Annotated in this window: 10 protein-coding genes; 1 reads left to right on the plus strand and 9 read right to left on the minus strand. The window is 35.1% G+C overall.

Features of this window, described 5'->3' with window-relative positions:
- Window positions 1–179: 179 nt before the first annotated feature.
- The 9 genes from NSQ59_RS20130 to NSQ59_RS20170 all read right to left on the minus strand — a co-directional run bounded on the left by NSQ59_RS20130 (window position 180) and on the right by NSQ59_RS20170 (window position 17,193).
- On the minus strand, window positions 180–1,847 hold the full coding sequence (locus NSQ59_RS20130) for an AMP-binding protein (RefSeq protein WP_340832485.1): 1,668 nt from the start codon (window positions 1,845–1,847) through the stop codon (window positions 180–182).
- A gap of 85 nt (window positions 1,848–1,932) precedes the next feature.
- On the minus strand, window positions 1,933–2,901 hold the full coding sequence (locus NSQ59_RS20135; protein ID WP_321198657.1) for an ArsR/SmtB family transcription factor: 969 nt from the start codon (window positions 2,899–2,901) through the stop codon (window positions 1,933–1,935).
- A gap of 140 nt (window positions 2,902–3,041) precedes the next feature.
- Complete coding sequence (locus NSQ59_RS20140) at window positions 3,042–3,398, minus strand: MBL fold metallo-hydrolase (protein WP_340832488.1); 357 nt, start codon at window positions 3,396–3,398, stop codon at window positions 3,042–3,044.
- A gap of 78 nt (window positions 3,399–3,476) precedes the next feature.
- Window positions 3,477–4,214, minus strand: coding sequence for an IS21-like element helper ATPase IstB (istB, locus tag NSQ59_RS20145; protein WP_445669191.1), 738 nt, complete (start codon window positions 4,212–4,214; stop codon window positions 3,477–3,479).
- Complete coding sequence (gene istA, locus NSQ59_RS20150) at window positions 4,214–5,713, minus strand: IS21 family transposase (RefSeq protein ID WP_340828741.1); 1,500 nt, start codon at window positions 5,711–5,713, stop codon at window positions 4,214–4,216. Before istA ends, istB begins: the two co-directional genes overlap by 1 nt.
- A gap of 77 nt (window positions 5,714–5,790) precedes the next feature.
- A complete protein-coding gene (locus NSQ59_RS20155) occupies window positions 5,791–8,232 on the minus strand; it encodes a beta-ketoacyl synthase N-terminal-like domain-containing protein (RefSeq protein ID WP_340832490.1) in 2,442 nt (813 codons plus the stop codon).
- A gap of 72 nt (window positions 8,233–8,304) precedes the next feature.
- Window positions 8,305–15,456, minus strand: a complete 7,152-nt coding sequence (locus tag NSQ59_RS20160; protein WP_340832492.1) for an amino acid adenylation domain-containing protein — start codon at window positions 15,454–15,456, stop codon at window positions 8,305–8,307.
- A gap of 11 nt (window positions 15,457–15,467) precedes the next feature.
- Window positions 15,468–16,445 (minus strand): SagB/ThcOx family dehydrogenase, encoded by a 978-nt coding sequence (locus NSQ59_RS20165; RefSeq protein WP_126649390.1) that lies wholly within the window; start codon window positions 16,443–16,445, stop codon window positions 15,468–15,470.
- A 28-nt stretch (window positions 16,446–16,473) separates the two neighbouring features.
- Window positions 16,474–17,193 carry a thioesterase II family protein gene (locus NSQ59_RS20170; protein ID WP_126649389.1) on the minus strand — a complete coding sequence of 240 codons (720 nt, stop codon included), beginning with the start codon at window positions 17,191–17,193 and terminating at the stop codon, window positions 16,474–16,476.
- A gap of 249 nt (window positions 17,194–17,442) precedes the next feature.
- Between NSQ59_RS20170 and NSQ59_RS20175 the strand changes: the two genes are divergently transcribed.
- Window positions 17,443–19,122, plus strand: a complete 1,680-nt coding sequence (locus tag NSQ59_RS20175; protein ID WP_126649388.1) for an MFS transporter — start codon at window positions 17,443–17,445, stop codon at window positions 19,120–19,122.
- Window positions 19,123–19,177 lie beyond the last annotated feature (55 nt).

The following is a 19,177-nucleotide window of genomic DNA, read 5'->3' on the forward strand; positions in this document are numbered from 1 at the left end:
GAAAAACAAAAATCAGCAATAGGAAAATACAGAAAATTCAATAATACTTATGAAATCAATAAAAAAGTAAAAGATTGGACAGTTGGGATATGGTAAAAACGAAAAGCATACAGGATTTAATTTCTGCATGCTTTGATTATATGCGCTTTGGGAAACACAGGACCCCAATAAGCTCAAAGTTAATTTGGTTGGAGGCTTTCTAAATAAAGTTCTCTCATTTTAAATCTTTGTATTTTACCACTAGTTGTTTTCAGCATTTTCCTGACAGGAATAACATGTAAAACTTCTAAACCCAACTGTCTATTAATCTCTTTTCTAACAGCAAGATCAACATCTGAGAATACCACCGAACTTTTCTTTATACGAATAAAAACAATAATGTCTTCCTGGCCTTTTTTTTCATCAAAAACACCACATACGGCGACATTTCCTAATCCAATCGAATGGATATTTTCAACTACCCTTTCAATATCGTGGGCATAGTAATTTTGACCATTTATTATAATAATATCTTTTGCCCTTCCAGTAATGACTAGTCTACCATTTCTCATAAAGCCCAAATCACCGGTATTAAGCCAACCACCTTTTTTTATTGCTTTTTTCGTAGCTGATGGATTGTTATAGAAACCACTCGTTACATTTTTTCCGTTAATATGGATATAACCTACAGTTCCTTCTGGCAAAATTTTATCATCTTCATTGCAGATCCGTACCTCACAATCTTCAATAGGACGACCGACTTCGACAAAAGTTACACTATTCGATCCTCCATTAACCTCTATTACTTTTTGGCCAACTCCAATGGAGGAACGTTCAACCACAACTGGAACAAAAGGTTGATTAACCTCAGGGATACTTACACCTACAGTTGCCTCAGCTAAACCATATACCGTATTCATTGTCTCGAATCGTAAGCCATATTTCGATAGTTCTTCTAAGAATTGATAGCATAAAGTGGTTGAAATCGGTTCCGCTCCATTAGCAATCAAACGAATACAGGATAAATCCCAATTTTCACTTGCTTTTGGATCATAGTAATCAAGAAAAAATTTATATCCAAAGTTAGGTGAATATAACTGGGTAACACGATGCTCATTTGCCTTTAACATCCATAATGTGGGTCTTCGGATAAATAGAAATGTTGGGATAATATATTGATTATTTTTTGCAAGCATAGAGGTTAAATGGATAGCAATAAGGCCCATATCATGCGTTAATGGCATCCAACTTAAGGAGGAATCTTTTTCTGTTATTCCCCATGCATTTATAAGTGCTTTTAAATTGGTTAGAACATTCTTATGTGTTAAGATAACACCTTTTGGGTCTCCTGTAGTACCAGAGGAAAATTGAACAAATGCAATATCCTTAGAACTAGGGTTATGAATATTTCCAAAAGAATGGCTATTTGCAGTATCCTCTATACAAATCGTTCTACTTGATATAACTAACATTTCTGCTTCGTAGGATGCCTCTACTGAAAATTTTTCTAGATTTGATAAATTTTTAGAACTTGTTATTAGATACGGATTGTTCAAAATATCCCAAATACGGAATAGCTTTAATTTATGCTCCGTGTTATTTCCAACACTAACTGGTACAGGAATTAACCCCCCTAAAATGCACGCCCAAAATGTATAAACAAATATTTCATTATCTTCAATTTGAAAAATTACTTCGTCCCCAGGATTAAGTCCTCTTTCTTGAAAATGATACAACAACTTTAAAGCTTTCTCATATACCATATTATAGGAGACGAATTTTTCCTTGTCAGCGGCATTGATAAAGGTAATTCCTTTCTCTTTTAACAAACTGGCTTCATGAATCATTTCTATAAGTGTTTCCATCATTCATTGCCTCCCTTTATGTATACCATTTCATTCATTTTGAATTTCGAAAAAAAAGGCGTCTTTCTCCACCTCTTTCGGTAGCATCTTAATCTTCTTTATTTAAAAGTTCTTTACTTAGTTTATTGATGAGCTTTTCAATTACTTCATGGTTTGAGTAGTAATAAGTCCGATTCTGTATACGAGTACTTTTTATTAATTCCTGTATTGTCATTAATCTCATATGATGTGAGATGGTGGCGTTAGTAAGCTGGAGAATCTCAGCAATTTCATTTGCGTAAAGCTTCTTTCCATTTAAAAGTTTAAGGATTTTAAATTTACTTTTATCTGAAAGTGACTTAAGAAGGTTTGTTATACTATCTAAATCATCTTGGCCTTTAATCACATTAAAAAGCGAATCTACTTTATAACCTAGTCCTAAATAAACTTCACTATCACTTTTGGAAATGGTAGCAGTATAAGGTATGAGTGTAGGAAAAATGTTAATCCGATTGTATTTCATATACTCTTCACCCTTAAGTGTTTTTATTATATTTAAAGAAAATTCATCTGGATATTCCCTTAATTGTAATAACCACTTCTCTCTTACACCACTTAGGATTGAAAGGGATTTATTCAATGCACTATCTATCTCCGTTAACTTTCTGATAAATACAAGCATACATTCCTTAGGTTCTTTCAAAACCTGAAAAATTCTCCATTTATATTGATCATTAATATTAGAGATACTCAATACTTCAAATAGTTTGTCTTCATCTTCTATTACTTCTTCTGCCTTATAAATCTTATCTTTACATAGATATAATATAGATTCGATAATGTTTACTTTTATCTTTTTATCACTGTAATTTGATAAATGCTCGATAATTTCATCAAAACTTTTTCCATATAGTTCTGGTATCTTATACAAAGAAGTTGCTAAGCAAAAAATATTTCCGTTCACAACATCCTCATAATTGCAGAAGCTGCCAAAATAAAGGTCAAGAAAATGTCTGTCTAAGTTTTTTATTTTGGAAACTTTATTTAATAAAGAGAAATATTCTTTATCCAAAGACAATCCTGACCCCTTGTAATATTCCACGAGAAATTGTTCATGCTTTAGAAATAATAGAGATGAGACCTTATCTAAGAAATCTGACATCTTATCATTAATTAATAGTTCCAAATCCTCAATCCCTTTCAATCCTTATGCATTCATTACACATATAATTTATTTTTCAAATAACCCAAATGGGTAATCTCTCCATGTCCAGGACATAATATAGTATTTTCACTACTATGATCTAATATTTTTTGAATCGATAGCTTGAGTAGATCTCCATTACCCGTCTTTTTATCAATTCCCGGGTTCTTATCTTTAAATAAGGTATCACCTGTAAATAACCATTTATCTAGTTTTAGACACATACTTCCATTTGTATGCCCGGGACTATGAATAATTTGAATATCAATATTACCCATTCTAATTACATCATCATTTTGAACGATTCTATCATCATCCTTTAAATTAAATTCTTTCCCTACAAGAACCATACCATTATTGATTAAATCCATGGCAAATTGTTTTTTGCAAGCAGAAAGTGCAGAAAAATGCAGCGAAATTTACATAGGCTTGCAGCGGTTTGTTTTACATTAAATTTCATCCAATGTTTTTACCGATGAAAGAGCATTTTTTAACCTATAACTTTCTCCCGTAAACGCTATTACGTGGGCATGATGTACTAATCGGTCCACAAGGGCTGATGTTAGGCGGTTATCTCCAAAAACCCGGTTCCATTGACCGAATTCTAGGTTAGAGGTTACTATCACGCTCTTGTGTTCATAACAGTCTGCGATAATATGAAACAATAATTCAGAGCCTTCTTTTTGAAAAGGGACGTATCCCAATTCGTCCAATATAAGTAGGTCGCACTTTTCGATTTGACGTTTTAACCTGTGTAAAGTGCCTAATTTCATTGCTTCTTCTAATTGTCCTACTAAATCAGCTACCCGAAAGAAACGGACTTCATATCCCATTTCACAGGCCTTAACACCTAAAGCCGTTGCTAAATGTGTTTTCCCCGTACCCGGTGTCCCCATAAGTAGTAGGTTCTGTTTTTCCTTAATAAAACGAAGGTCACAAATTTCCTCTTTCGAGGTTGTGGCTGGTAAATGTAGCTGCTCATCCCATTCATAGCCATTAAGCCATTTAAGTTCCCTAAATTTAGCCTTTTTTATTAGTCTAGCTATCTTTGTTGTCTGCCTAGAATTGACTTCAATTAATAGAACATCACGTAAATACTGTTCTTTACTTTCAAAAGGGATATCCTCAAACTCTTCGATAATATGGGCTAAGTGAAGTGTTTTGCAAATTGCCTTCAAGTCGGCCATCAGGAAACACCTCCTTCCAGAGAAGGACAAAGCATTTTATCATAAGTATTCAAATCGGTTTCATAGTTAAGCAAAATCTTAGGCGTATGTACCTCGTTTAATTTTTCCGGATAGGATGCTTTTTTTGCTTCTAAAATAAAATCAAGTTCATGTGGATCCCTCTCAAAACGTTCTTCTTTTTCCAAAGCCATATGAATATCATTCAGAGTATGTTTTTCTAATAATTTTTTTACCCCCTTGACCCGGGATCTGGTCTCTTCTGATCGTATCGTCAAATACGTTTGAACTCTTTCCGGCAAATACTTAAAAAAGCGTGAATACCTCACGGACCGCGGTTTCTTCTCCCAATCTATTAAAATATCATTCCATGGAATCGCTCTTGTGGCATTCATATAAGGGCGGTTTTCTTGATAAACAATTTCTCCGTCATTCGTAAAACAGGTAAATCGATCCCATTCCATTTTAAGGACTAACGCCTGTTTCATTCTCGCTTTGTGGAGAACAAATTTCTCACCGTCAACTTCAATTTCCCCGTATTTATTAACCTTAGCGGATTTTACCGAATAAATCGGAAAATCAGTTAAAGGAAGGGCTTTCAATTGCTTTTTATCCTCTTCCCAAAGCTCATCAATCATCACATTTTTTTCATAGTGGGGACGTTGCCGGTCCTTTTCCATTTCTTCCTTCATCCAGTCTGCTAATTGTGGAAAACTCTCCATAATCGGTGCTGTTGTAAACAGGTTATTCCTTGTATATCCGACCTTCTTTTCTACATTTCCTTTCTCATGTCCACTTGCCGGATTACAAGGCTGTACTTCAAAGCCGTAATGGCATTTAAATCTCAGAAAGGCGTCAGTATAGGTCCTTCTGTCCCCTTTGCCAATAGAAACAACCACCGCGGCTAGGTTATCTATACGCAAATATGTAGGTACTCCTCCTGATTGATGGAACAGCTGCTTTAACCCCTCTAAGAAACACTCGGTATTTTCGCCAGGAAGAGGATAACCAAATCCAGCATTACTGTGTGGAAAGCTCAGGATTAGAGCTTTGATATCTTTATAGGCTCCATCTTTTACTACAGTCATGTTTCCAAAGTCCACCTGCGCTTCACCTGGAGGGTGTTCTAAACGTTCATGTCTTTCAATCCTAGCTGCTTTGAGTTGTGGCTTTCGGTTCTGGATATATTCGCATACGGTCCGATAGGACCCTTTAAAACTATGGTTATCTCTAAGATCTTCATAGATCTTCTTGCTAGTTCTCCGTTCTTTTCTTTTGAGTTTCATGTCCTCCTCTAGCCAATCATCAACAATTTCCCCGAAACCTTCTTCGTACATCATTCCTTTTTTACTGAACTTTAGTGTCTCTTCAAATCTTTCTCCATCAGCGTATTTCTTAACCGTCCTCCAATTACAACCAGTTTTTCTTGTAATTTCATTTATTGATAAGTCTTCTTCTTCTCTTAAGTGTTTGATATAATCTACTTTAGGCATTGCTAGCATCCTTTCATTTCCTCCCCACTGTTGTGATCTCTCAATCAATACAGTAGGGGATAATTTTGGGGCTGGCAAGCCTATTTTTATGCAGTTAAGTTCTGCATAAATTCCCTGCAAACCTCTGTACTTTTATTTTGCAATAAACAGGCAAATGGCACTTCTAATTGATGCAGAACCAATTTTGCATGATACTTATTACTGATCTCATTTGCCGAATAAATATGATCAAAATGAGCATGTGTTAGAATATTGTAATTAATTATAGGGATATGAAGTTCATCAAGTATTTCATCTAAATCACTTATTTTGACACCAGCATCAATAAGGGTGCAATTGGTATCATCAAATATGAGATAGGAATTTGATCCATTAACCCCGTTTGATATTTTCCCTATTTTATAATCTTCATTAGTAGAGATTATTTCAAAATTACTTTTCTTAACAATATGGCCTTTTTTGGTTCTTACATACTCGATAATTGCTTCTAATGTTTCATATTCTATAAACTCTTCAAGTATAATGTTCTCAATTTCCTTATCTAATTCACTAAAAATACTTACTAGACTTAAGGAATCTCCACCGACATCATAAATATCTTGACTTAATTCCACTTCTTTTAATCCAAACAATTTAGCCCAAGCTTCTACTACCAACATTTCATCTTTTTCTAATTCGACATCATCCAATAGTATAAAATCACTTTTTACTTCAGTATACCAGCAACGTGATTTTTTAAATTTGTAAGTTGGCAAAGAAACAACTTTGCTATCATTATAGAGCTTATTCCATTTAATATCGTTCCCTTGAATATAAGCTTCACAAATTTTTTCCATATCATTAAGATTATATTCAACATCTAAATGGCGGGATATGATCCCCTGTTCTTGTATTTTTTCCACATAAAATATATTATCAATTGACACATTTTTTCCTATATTTCTATAGAAAAACTGTAACTTATCGATAAGGTCTTCCTTGTTTTTTATTACAAAAGCAACTCTACAAGGATAATGAGTTCTTCTACAATTTAAAGTGTAAGCTATATCTTGAAGACTTAGCTCCTGATCGTTGCTAAGGAATATAATATATTCCCATACTAATTCTTTTAAAGAATCTTGATCCTTCGCTGAAAGAGTAATAATATTTCGTTCTCTTTGATTTTCGATGGATCTGTTCTCGTCCTTGTATTCAGAAACAATAATATTACAGTTTGTTCCACTCATTCCAAAAGAACTAACACTTCCATAAATCTTTTTATCACTGTCGAACTCAATTTGCTCCTGATTTACAAACACGGGTGAATTAGTAAAGTCAATCTTTCTATTTGGAATCGAATAATTAATAATAGGCGGGAATTTACGATTTTTTACTGTTAAAATAGATTTTAAAAACCCTGTAGCCCCAGAAGCGCTCAATAAATGTCCTACATTATTTTTGACAGAATTTATCGCACAAAATTGCTTTTTATCTGTTAATTTCTCGTAGGCCCTTTTAATTGCTTCAACCTCAATGACATCTCCAATATTTGTACCAGTTCCATGAGCTTCAATAAAACTCATATCTTCTGCATTTATACCTGCATTTTGTATATTTTCGTAAATAAGCTCCATTTGCCCATCAACACTTGGACTAGCCACACCTATAGAGGTTCCCTGATTTTTCACTAGACTAGATTCAATAATAGCATAGATATTATCATTGTCTTGTATAGCATTGTATAAAGGCTTTAATACTAAAGCCACCACTCCTTCACCAAAACCAGTACCATCTGAATCATTATCAAATGCTCTTGTTCGGTATGTAGATGATTCAATGCCTAACTGGACATCATATTTCATAGGAATATTTGTAATGTTACAACCACCTGCAATTGCCATTTCACATTCTTGGTCTAAAATTGCTTGGTAAGCTTCGTGAATGGACACTAAAGAAGAGGAACATGATGTATCGATTGTCATACTAGGACCCTTTAAATCTAACAAATAGGATATTCTACTTGCAATCATAGAGGACATATTATTGACAATAGCTACTGGATTTGTAATCTGTGAATCGAACAATATTTTATCATAATTAAAAACGGTATCACTATTACTACTTCCGACGTAAACCCCAACATTTTTACCCATGATTTTGTCTTCCGGATAGCCCGCATCTATAAGTGCACTTATACTTGTTTCTAAGAACAGTCTTTGTCTAGGATCCATTAAGGCTGCATCTTGGTATGGAATCTTAAAGTAGCTATAATCAAATTTATCAATATCATTAATAAACCCCATTTGTTGATAGGAAATTTCATTTAGATCCTTCCCAATGAATTTGAAGTACGAATCGCAATCAGCTTTCCTATCCTCACTAATAAAATCTACACAGTCCATTTTATTCATTAAGTTATTCCAAAAATCCCTATAATTTTCGGCCTTTGGAAGCTTCGCTGATATACCTATGACAGCTACCTTATTACTAACTTCTCTTTTCTCAAATTTTGCTTCAATATTCTCACTTTCACTAAATATATTAAACATTTTAACCCCCTGTTATTAAGTTAGAGGGCACCTTGGCTTTCCATTTGATTCAGCAGAGTGCCCCGATAACATTTATTTTTGAATTAATTCAGATAAAATCTTAATTGAAATACTAAAGAATTTCTCCATAGCGCTTTCTAGTAATTTTCCATTTCCGAATGCTAAAGAAATTTGCAATTGGTTTTCTATAACCCTGTAAGAAAAAATAATATCGTAATAGTTAAGTAGTTTCTTATAGTTTGTATATACATCCCCATCTATTTCGATGAAAAGTGCTGTAATATTAAGAGATTCACTATTTTGCCTTACATTTGGCTTCTGCTCAAAGTGGTAACTAGACAGCTGCTCTCTTCTTAATTGTCCCTTCTCTATTTTTTCTTTCAAATCTTCTATACTTTTATAAGAGTTAACCGTCACCTTTTCATAGGAAATATGATCGTTTTTAGCAATTTTAAAGCAGGTTTTTAAGTCCATGTGATTAGTAAGACTAGATAAAGTGTATAAGTAAGTATTTATTACTATATCTCTTAATCCTGGATGTTCAGGGTTGACTATTATATGGTGATCAAAAACTACCTTTTTTGCATTCACAACATTTTTATTCAATAGAGATGTGGGAATCGGAATTGGTTCTATTTCATATATTGTTTCTGTCGTTTTTTTATCAATATACTCAGAAAACTGTTCAATATTTTGATATTTAAATAAATCAACAATGTTTAAATGAGTATATGTCTCTTCTAATTTTGAGAATATCTTTGTTAAAAGAATAGAGTTCCCGCCAAGTTCAAAGAAATTATCCCGAATACTTACATCCTCTAATTCCAATACTTCTTTCCATATTTCTATTAACTTCTTTTCGGTTTCCGTTCGTGCCTCAAGTATGAAACGTTCCTTAATCGAATCTCCACCTTCAGTTGGAATAGCCAGTAATTTTTTGCGATCTATTTTTCCATTTGGTGTAAGTGGAATTTCCTCAATCTCTTTCATATAGCTTGGGACCATGTACGATGGCACTTTTGCCTCGATATAATCCCTTAGCTCTTTCATATCTAATAAATCTTCTGAAACCAAATAGGCAAATAAGGCTTCCTGACCTCGTTGATCTCGATTATGGATCACGACCGCATTTCTCACCTTTCGGTGTTCTTGGAGGATACTTTCAATTTCCCCTAGCTCCACTCGGTAGCCTCTTATTTTGATTTGGTAATCCTTTCTTCCTAAAAATTCAATATATCCTTCCGGTGTAAAAACGCCCATATCACCTGTTTTGTATAATCTTCCATATTCCGGGTGTTCAAAGAAGGACGATTTGGTTTTGACCTCATCATTAAGGTAGCTTTCCGCGAGTCCCATTCCTCCGATGTGAAGTTCTCCCTTCACCCCAACTGGACATAATTCCCCTGCATAATTCAAGACATAATAAGTTTGATTCGTTAAAGGGTAGCCATAAGGAATACTCTTCCACTCCTTTGGTACATCTTTAATTGGATAGTAGATAGACCAAATCGAAGCTTCTGTCGCTCCCCCCAGGCTTATGACCTCACTATCTAAGAAATGATGTTTAATCCGATCTGGAAGTTGTACTGGAATCCAATCCCCACTCAAAAGGACCAGTCGTAAATCAGGCAATTCATCATAGTTCATCGTCTTTGACTCTGTTTGATACTGGCGGTTTTCCTTCTCATCCATGTAGTTGACAAGCATCTCCATCACCATTGGAACGGAGTTCCAAATAGTGATTCCTCTCTCTAGGACAATCTTATAAACCTCCCGGACATCGCGTTGATCCCTTACCATCACCAATGTCGCTCCAGTCGATAAGGCACCGAAAACATCGTAGACAGAAAGGTCAAACGTCATTGAGGATAATCCGAGGATTTTGTCTGTCTCTTCTACTTGAAAACGCTCATTTATATCCTTGATGGTGTTACAAGCTGCCTGATGCTTAATAACAACCCCTTTCGGTTTTCCGGTACTTCCGGATGTGTAAATAACATAAGCAACGCCAGAAGGATTATGAACGATTTCTGTGAATTCCTCGTGGGTTTTACATAGTTCGTCTACCATAGAGGCTGTTAAAAGGAGGTGACATCCACTATCCCGTAACATATATTCTTTCCGATCCTCTGGAAGATCCTGGCCAATCGGCACATAGGCCGCTCCCGCTTTTAATACACCAAGAATATTGGCAATTGTTTCCCATTCTCTTTCGGCCAGCACCCCTACAAATTCACCTGGTTTTACTCCGTTACGAATCAAGTAACTAGCTATCTTATTCGAAGTGATATCTAGCTCCTTATACGTTATAGCTTTTTCATATCCTTCAATGGCAATATGACTTGGAGTTCGTCGAACTCCTTGTATAAACATATTGTGTAACGTATCGGGTTCCCGAAGAAGAGAAGTTTGATTATACTTTTCCATTAATTGTTTCAAGTGAAGATCACCTGTACTTACTTCCATCGCACCTTTTACAACACTCTCTACAATGTGAATGTACTCCTCAAACATTTCCTCAATGATTTGTTCTTCAAACAACTCTGAAATATAATCCCAACTCAACATGATTCCGTTTCCGACTTCAATAATTTGATGATCGAGATACACTTGAGAGGTTTGACTGACGGCCATCTGAAGTTCTCCTAAATTCAGGAGATTTTGATTTAAGTCAAAGGTTTTTCCAAAAAGCATACTTGTGAATACAACAGGCATCGTGGCACTTGTATGGCTCAAACCATGGTAGTCCGCATACTCCCGGATAAAGTCAACCCCATCGTAATGTCGATGTTCTAAGGCTTCCATAAAATTATATTGAATTTTTTCTGCTTCCTTCCAGAACTGTCCGTTTTGTTCAAAATGGACATCTAGCATCATAAGGGAAGTAAAATCTCCTATGATCTCATTTACATCTTTGTGTAACGCTTGCCTATTGAAAATGGTCGTATTGATAGCTAGACTTGGCTGATTACTCCATTTTGATAACACTTTTGTATAGGCGGTAAACAACACCATGGCAGGGATTACATTATGCTGGGCTGCCATCTCACAGATCTTCCCCCATGTATCCCCATTTATTAATTTTGCTTTTCGATTAAAGGTTGGCCCATGAATATTTTCGAGCTTATCCTTTAATGGCAATTGTGGTGCAGCTGGAAAGTCTTTTAACTTCTTCATCCAATACGCTTTATCTTCTTGATATCTTTCCGTTTCTTTTATTTGCTTGTACGATGCCATATAATCCCGGAATGTAATTTCAAGTGGCTTCATCTTCTCATCGTGACCGCTGTAATACTCGGCGATTTCCTTAAACAACATTTGGATACTCGCTCCATCAGCGATTAACATATCAATTCCAAAGAATAATTGATAATGTTCATCGCTTAAACGCACCGCCTTAAATTCAAATAATGGCCATTGGTTCGGATCGAAGATGTGATGAGACATTCTGTCTCTTTCCCTCACGATAACGGTATATTGATCTTGTTCACTTAAATCTCTTACATCTTCTATTTGGATCTTATAAGGGGGCACATTCTTCAATACCTGTTGCTTACCATTTGGCAAAATCACAGCCCGAAGCATATCCTGTCGATCTATTACTTTTTGAAGACTATCGTTGAATTTCTCAAGGTCTAATTGAGACTTTATTTCCAAATATGCATGGGTTGATGTCCCGCCCAATTCAAACTGGGGATCCCTTCCCATAAGATAGGCCATTTGTACATTTGTTAGTTCAAATTCCCTATAACGATCTTGTTGATTTGGAGTAACTGGAGGGAAATATTCCTTTTTCACTTCCTTCTCTGGATTGCGAAGTTCGATAAGCTTAGCTAACTGTTCAATTGAACTATTTCTAATGAAACTTCTAAAATCAATTTTCACTGAAAAAGCTTCTTCAATAGCGGTTATTAATCGAATGATTAGAATAGAGTTTCCACCAATTTCAAAGAAATTATCGTAAATACTAATTTCTTTAAGTTCTAATACTTCTTTCCAAATTCCCGTTAACTTCTTCTCCGTATCTGTTCGGGCGGATACTAAGAAACGTTCCACCATTGATTCGTTCTCGTCAAATGGAAGGTCCAGTAATTTTTTGCGATCTATTTTTCCATTTGGTGTAAGTGGAATTTCCTCAATCTCTTTCATATAGCTTGGGACCATGTACGATGGCACTTTTGCCCCGATATAATCCCTTAGCTCTTTCATATCTAATAAATCTTCTGAAACCAAATAGGCAAATAAGGCTTCCTGACCTCGTTGATCTCGATTATGGATCACGACCGCATTTCTCACCTTTCGGTGTTCTTGGAGGATACTTTCAATTTCCCCTAGCTCCACTCGGTAGCCTCTTATTTTGATTTGGTAATCCTTTCTTCCTAAAAATTCAATATATCCTTCCGGTGTAAAAACGCCCATATCACCTGTTTTGTATAATCTTCCATATTCCGGGTGTTCAAAGAAGGACAATTTGGTTTTGACCTCATCATTAAGGTAGCCTTCCGCGAGTCCCATTCCTCCGATGTGAAGTTCTCCCTTCACCCCAACTGGACATAATTCCCCTGCATAATTCAAGACATAATAAGTTTGATTCGTTAAAGGGTAGCCATAAGGAATACTCTTCCACTCCTTTGGTACATCTTTAATTGGATAGTAGATAGACCAAATCGAAGCTTCTGTCGCTCCACCCAGGCTTATGACCTCACTATCTAAGAAATGATGTTTAATCCGATCTGGAAGTTGTACTGGAATCCAATCCCCACTCAAAAGGACCAGTCGTAAATCAGGCAATTCATCATAGCTCATCGTCTTTGTCTCTGTTTGATACTGATGATTTTCTTTCTCATCCATGTAGTTGACAAGCATCTCCATCACCATTGGAACGGAGTTCCAAATAGTAATTCCTTTTTCTACGACAATTTTGTAAACATCCCGGACATCGCGCTGATCCCTTACCATCACTAATGTCGCTCCAGTCGATAAGGCACCGAAAACATCATAGACAGAAAGATCAAACGTCATAGAAGATAATCCGAGGATTTTGTCTGTCTCTTCTACTTGAAAACGCTCATTTATATCCTTGATGGTGTTACAAGCTGCCTGATGCTTAATAACAACCCCTTTCGGTTTTCCTGTACTTCCAGACGTGTAGATAACATAAGCTACACCATAAGGATTATGAACGATTTCAGTGAATTCTTCCTGGGTTTGACATAATTCTTCTACCATTGAGGCTGTTAAAAGGAGGTGACATCCACTATCCCGTAACATATATTCTTTCCGATCCTCTGGAAGATCCTCGCCAATCGGAACATAAGCCGCTCCCACTTTTAATACACCAAGAATATTGGCAATTGTTTCCCATTCTCTTTCGGCCAGCACCCCTACAAATTCACCTGGTTTTACTCCGGTACGAATCAAATAACTAGCAATCTTATTCGAAGTGATATCTAGCTCCTTATACGTTATAGCTTTTTCATATCCTTCTATGGCAATATGACTCGGAGTTCGTTGAACTCCTTGTATAAACATATTGTGTAACGTATCTGGTTCTCGATGAAGAGAAGTTTGATTATAATTTTCTAGTAATTGTTTCAAGTGAAGACTACGTGGGCTAACTTCCACCTCACTATTTACTGCACTCTCGACAATGTGAATGTACTCCTCAAACATTTCCTCAATGATTTGTTCTTCAAACAACTCTGAAATATAATCCCAACTCAACATGATTCCATTTCCGACTTCAATAATTTGATGATCGAGATATACTTGAGAGGTTTGACTTATTCCGTACTTAAGTTTCCCTATTACATCAATTCCTTGAAATTCATCATCAAAAAGCATACTTGTAAACACAATAGGTGCAATAGCCTTTCCCTTCGAATAGTTATGAATTTTCATTAACTCCCTCGAAAAATCTATTCCATCATAATCCCTATGTTCAAAAGCCTCTAAAAAGTGATTTTGAATTTTACATGCTTCACTCCATATTTCACCTTTTTCATCCAGATGAATATCAATGAGTAATAAAGAAGTAAAATCACCTATAATTTGGTTTACATCTTTATGTACAGGGTACCTATTAAAGACAGTTGTATTTAAGATAAATTCCGATTGATTGCTCCACTTAGCTAAAGCCTTCGCATAACAAGTAAGTAAGAACATTGTTGGCCTTATATTATGCTTGGAGCATTCTTTTACTATATTCGCCCATTGTTCATGGTGGTATATTTTACTTCTTCTGATAAATGTTGGTTTCGTGACGGCTTCAAGATTATTTGTTAAAGGTAGTTGTGGTGCTTGTGGGAAGTCGCTTAATTTCTTTTCCCAAAATTCTTTATCTTCTTGATATTTTTTCGTTTCTTTTATTTGACTATACGATAACATGTAATCTCGGTAGTTAATTTCAAGAGGTTTTATTTCAGAATTAGAATTGCAGTAATAATGTTCAAATATTTCTTTAAAAAGAATTTGTATACTAGCACCATCCGCAATCAGCATATCAATCCCGAAGAATAAATAATATTTATTTTCCATTAAACGCAATGCTTTAAATTCAAATAATGGCCATTTAAATGGATCAAATACAAAATGAGACATTCGATCTCTTTCTTTTAAAATGACTCCCTCCAATTCACCCTCACTTAAACTACTAACATCTTCAATGGGGATTTTGTAGGGTGCTACTTTCTCAAGGACTCGTTGCTTCCCATTAGGTAGAAAATATGCTCGTAACATATCCTGCCGATCAATAACCTTTTGCAAACTTACATTTAGTTTTTCCATATCTAATTCGGTTTGGATTTCTAGATAAGCATGTGTCGATATTCCACCCAACTCAAACTGTTTATCCCTTCCCATAAGATAAGCAGTCTGGATATTTGTTAGTTCAAATTCCTCATATCTATTTTCACTAAAATTTTGTATTCCCCATAAATCGGAATGATTACTCTCCATATCTAACTTCAATTGGGAATAAACCCATTCACAGAAATCTTGTATGGTATTTTTATCAATAAAATCTGCAAAGTTGATTGTGATAGGATAGGTCTCTTCAATAGCTCCCAGTAATCTAATGATTTTTAAAGAGGAAAGATTGTACCCAACTATTTCATCTGATAATTGCATATCCTCAAAACCCGCTATTTTTTTTACAATATCTAATATACGTAAACTAACTTCTTCTAAAGTTACTTGTTTAATATCTAAGACCGATTGTTGCATACCATCACCACCTAAATATTTTTATTGCCCACTTCTACGGAATGAAGATAGATTTCATTTTCTTTTAGCTGAAAAATATCCTTGATCTTATTGAAATTTATTTCTCCGATGGAACAAGTTCCAATTCCAAGATGTTCCGCGATAAGATTTAAGTATCCAACCATTATTCCACAATCTAAAATTCCAAAATAATAACCATCTCCCTTATATTTATCCATATTTGCATTGGCATAATAGGTAAAATATAATGTAAATGCTGAACCCTCAAATATATTGGCATTTGTGAAAAATTGCGAGTCCTTTTGAATTGGATTGGTATGATTGATTAAATGAATAGAATGTGTTGCAGGATTATAAAAATAAAGACCCCTTCCCATTCCTTCTACTCTATTTTCTTTTATATATAAATAAATATTGATAGGATATACCCCTCCAGCGCTCGGATATAAATACTTAATTTCATCACGATTATGCTGTTTATAAATACTTAAGATATTGCTCAATTCTACTTTTGTAATTGGTTTCGTAGTATTAAAATTTCTTGTGCTTTTTCTATTTATAATGTAGTCGGGAAGTCTCTTAGGTGAAGGCAATTCAATCGTTTCCCTATTCTGGATGGTATCGAAGCGAAGCAACTGTTCTTTTCTATATTTCTCGACATTATCACCAAATAGAAAGTATTCTTCTTCATATTGGCTTCCATAAATATTTTTTTGTAGATAAAAAATCTCTTTTGGTGTGTTTAAATCTTTTATTACTATTCTATAAGTTACTAAATCTCTCACAAACATTCGAATCAATTTCGGATTGAAATCAGCAAATAATTGTGGAAGGCTTTGTAAATCAATTCCTTTCTGAAATACATAGTAAAGTTTTGGAAAAAGCTCTGTTACCTTCCCTTGAAATTTATGGCTATTAATAATTAACGTTTCTCCTTCTATTCTCCAATGTACAGTAGGAGACCAATAATAAAAGTTCTTCTCCACCATCGTTCCTCTTCTCCCTTCTGATTCTGATTTAGGTATTAACTAGTATAGATTCTGATAACTTCATCTCAATAAGGTTTACGACTTCCTTAACAGAGTGGTTTATAAAAAAGTGATTCCCCTTAATTTGGTAGATGCTACAGTTCTTATCAGTATATTTCCTCCAACCTTTTGCTTCGGACAAGCCCATTGTCATATCTTCTGTTCCCATTAGTACAGTTAGTTCTGTTTCGGTTATCTTAACTTTTTCATGGTTATACTCCTCAATAATTCTATAATCGTTGCGAATCGCTTGTAAGAAGATCTCAGCCAGATCCTTATGGTTGAGTAATTCTTCCGGAACCCCGCCCATTCCTATTAAGTGACTGAACAGTTCTTCATTTGATAAGGCACTGACCGCCTTTTCTTTTGATTCACAAGGTGCTCCTTTTCCAGAAACGAAGATATGGCATGGTTTATATTCATTGAGTTCCATAATCCTTAGAAGCACTTCATAGGCAATATAGGCCCCCATACTGTGTCCGAATATGGCATATGGCTCACCTTTTAATCGTCTAAATATTTCGTTAAAAACATCAGAAACTGCTTCATCCATATTCCGATAATGTCCATGGTGAAATCGTGAGCCTCTCCCAGCCAACTCTATAGGAATAACTTCAATATTGTTAACAAAATGTTCACCCCATTTGTTATACATACTTGATAAGCCTCCTGCATGTGGTATGCAAAATAACTTTATATGATTACTCATACTGCCATCCCTTCCATAATTCCTAATTAACCATATGTAGATGGGTATCTAAATAGGTTTTTATATGCTTCTAAAGTCATTATATATAGAGTAGGATTTTTTGTAAATATTTCCTTTATAGTACTATAGTACCATTTTCGCACATCTTATGCCCTAATACTCATTGACAGTTCAGTTTTGGTGATTTATTATGTTTTTAGATTAACATCTAAATAGTTTTAGATATATTTCTAAATACGGAGGAAAACAATGAAGAAAAATAATAAAATAATCGCTTTAATTACTTTATTGCTTGGAACATTTATTGCTCTAATGGATACAACCATTGTTAATATTGCAATTCCTGAAATGTTAGATTATTTTTCATGCTCATTAACGGAAGTATCCTGGGTTACCACTGGTTATAATTTAGCCTTCGCTGTTTTATTAATCACTGCTTCAAGACTTGCAGATCAATTTGGTAGAAGAAAGGCGTTTATTTTCGGAGTGCTCCTTTTTACCATAACTTCTCTTTTAGCAGGGATAAGTACTTCTATCGAGATGTTGATCTTGTTTAGGGTTATTCAAGGCTTATCAGCTGCATTCATCGTACCAGTAACAATGCCAATAGCCATTGAAATTGTTCCGGAAGAAAAAAAGGGACTAGTCATTGGAATTTGGGGTGCCTTTGCTGGCTTTGCTGCAACACTTGGACCGGTATTAGGAGGTTTATTAACAGAGAAATTTAATTGGCAATCAATATTCTATATAAATATACCAATCGGGATTGTTACCATTCTTTTATCCTATTACTTTATAAAAGAATCATATGACGAAACGGCAAGTAAGAAAATAGATTATCTTGGTATCTTTTCCTTATCCGTTTTCCTATTCTGTCTCACGTTCGCTTTTGCACAGGTCTCGGATAAAGGATGGACGTCTAGTTATATTTTAATTTTATTTGCTGTTTCCTTATTATTTGGCATTCTATTTATCCTAATTGAGTCGAAAGTTACAGAGCCAATGGTTCCCTTAAAGATTTTAAAGGTGAAAACCTTTTCTTTTAGTTCTTTAACCTTATTTGTATTGGGGCTTGGGTTAACAAGTGGAACACTTATCATCACTCTCTTACTCACCACCGTGATGGAGCAATCAGAATTGAAGGCTGGTTTAATTGTATCTACATTAGCCTTGAGTTCAATGGTGACATCTGTTTTTTCAGGAAAATTATTAGATAAACTTGGGGGACGATGGTTTTCGGTCATTGGAATGTCTGCCTTAACAGTTACAACTTATTTATATGGAACCATAAGATATGATTCACCTATATCTAGAATTATCCTCTTATTGTGTATCACTGGGTTAGCCATTGGGCTTGTCATGGGACCTGCTATGGGCTCTTCCATCCGTGAAATACCCGAGGACAAAATTGGAATCGCCTCTGGAGTTGTCAATATGATGAGATCGGTTGGGCAAGCTTTGGGAATTGCTATTTTAGCCACCATTTTAAGCTCGAATATAACAAGTAACATGGATACTTCAAAACAGGAGGCCATATCCATTATTGAAAAAAGTAGAATACTTGATGAAGCCGCAAAACAGGAAGTCATCAAAAGTGTAAAGGCGGGAAATGTCAGTGGCAAATCGAGTAATAATCAAATTTTAGATGCCATTGATGTGAAGGAAAGGGAAATATTATCTAAAACCCCAGAACAATATAAATCAAAAGTTAAGAAGAGTTTTGAAATACAGAAGAAGGAAATTCTACATTTAAGAAGCAAAATAACTGAAGTTTACAATAATAATATTAGCGATGCCTTTGACTATACATTTCAAGTTGCCGGTTGGATTGTCTCGATTGGAATCGTATTTGCCATATTCAGTGATATCAGTCCAGCACGATTAAGAAGGGAAAAAAGCCAAGGGACTTTTCATGATGCTCACTATTAAATAGACTGGTTTTGTGCAGGCAATGAACATAAGGTGCGACGAGCAGACACATAGA

The organism is Margalitia sp. FSL K6-0131, from assembly GCF_038008735.1.
In the GTDB taxonomy this organism is placed as follows: domain Bacteria; phylum Bacillota; class Bacilli; order Bacillales; family Bacillaceae_C; genus Margalitia; species Margalitia shackletonii.

Excerpts from the sequence above, each read along its gene's own strand:
- istA (WP_340828741.1), bottom strand. The coding sequence starts at position 5,713 with ATGCTAGCAATGCCTAAAGTAGATTATATCAAACACTTAAGAGAAGAA.
- NSQ59_RS20170 (WP_126649389.1), bottom strand. The coding sequence starts at position 17,193 with ATGAGTAATCATATAAAGTTATTTTGCATACCACATGCAGGAGGCTTA.
- NSQ59_RS20140 (WP_340832488.1), bottom strand. The coding sequence starts at position 3,398 with ATGGATTTAATCAATAATGGTATGGTTCTTGTAGGGAAAGAATTTAAT.
- NSQ59_RS20130 (WP_340832485.1), bottom strand. The coding sequence starts at position 1,847 with ATGATGGAAACACTTATAGAAATGATTCATGAAGCCAGTTTGTTAAAA.
- istB (WP_445669191.1), bottom strand. The coding sequence starts at position 4,214 with ATGGCCGACTTGAAGGCAATTTGCAAAACACTTCACTTAGCCCATATT.
- NSQ59_RS20155 (WP_340832490.1), bottom strand. The coding sequence starts at position 8,232 with ATGTTTAATATATTTAGTGAAAGTGAGAATATTGAAGCAAAATTTGAG.
- NSQ59_RS20175 (WP_126649388.1), top strand. The coding sequence starts at position 17,443 with ATGAAGAAAAATAATAAAATAATCGCTTTAATTACTTTATTGCTTGGA.
- NSQ59_RS20165 (WP_126649390.1), bottom strand. The coding sequence starts at position 16,445 with ATGGTGGAGAAGAACTTTTATTATTGGTCTCCTACTGTACATTGGAGA.
- NSQ59_RS20160 (WP_340832492.1), bottom strand. The coding sequence starts at position 15,456 with ATGCAACAATCGGTCTTAGATATTAAACAAGTAACTTTAGAAGAAGTT.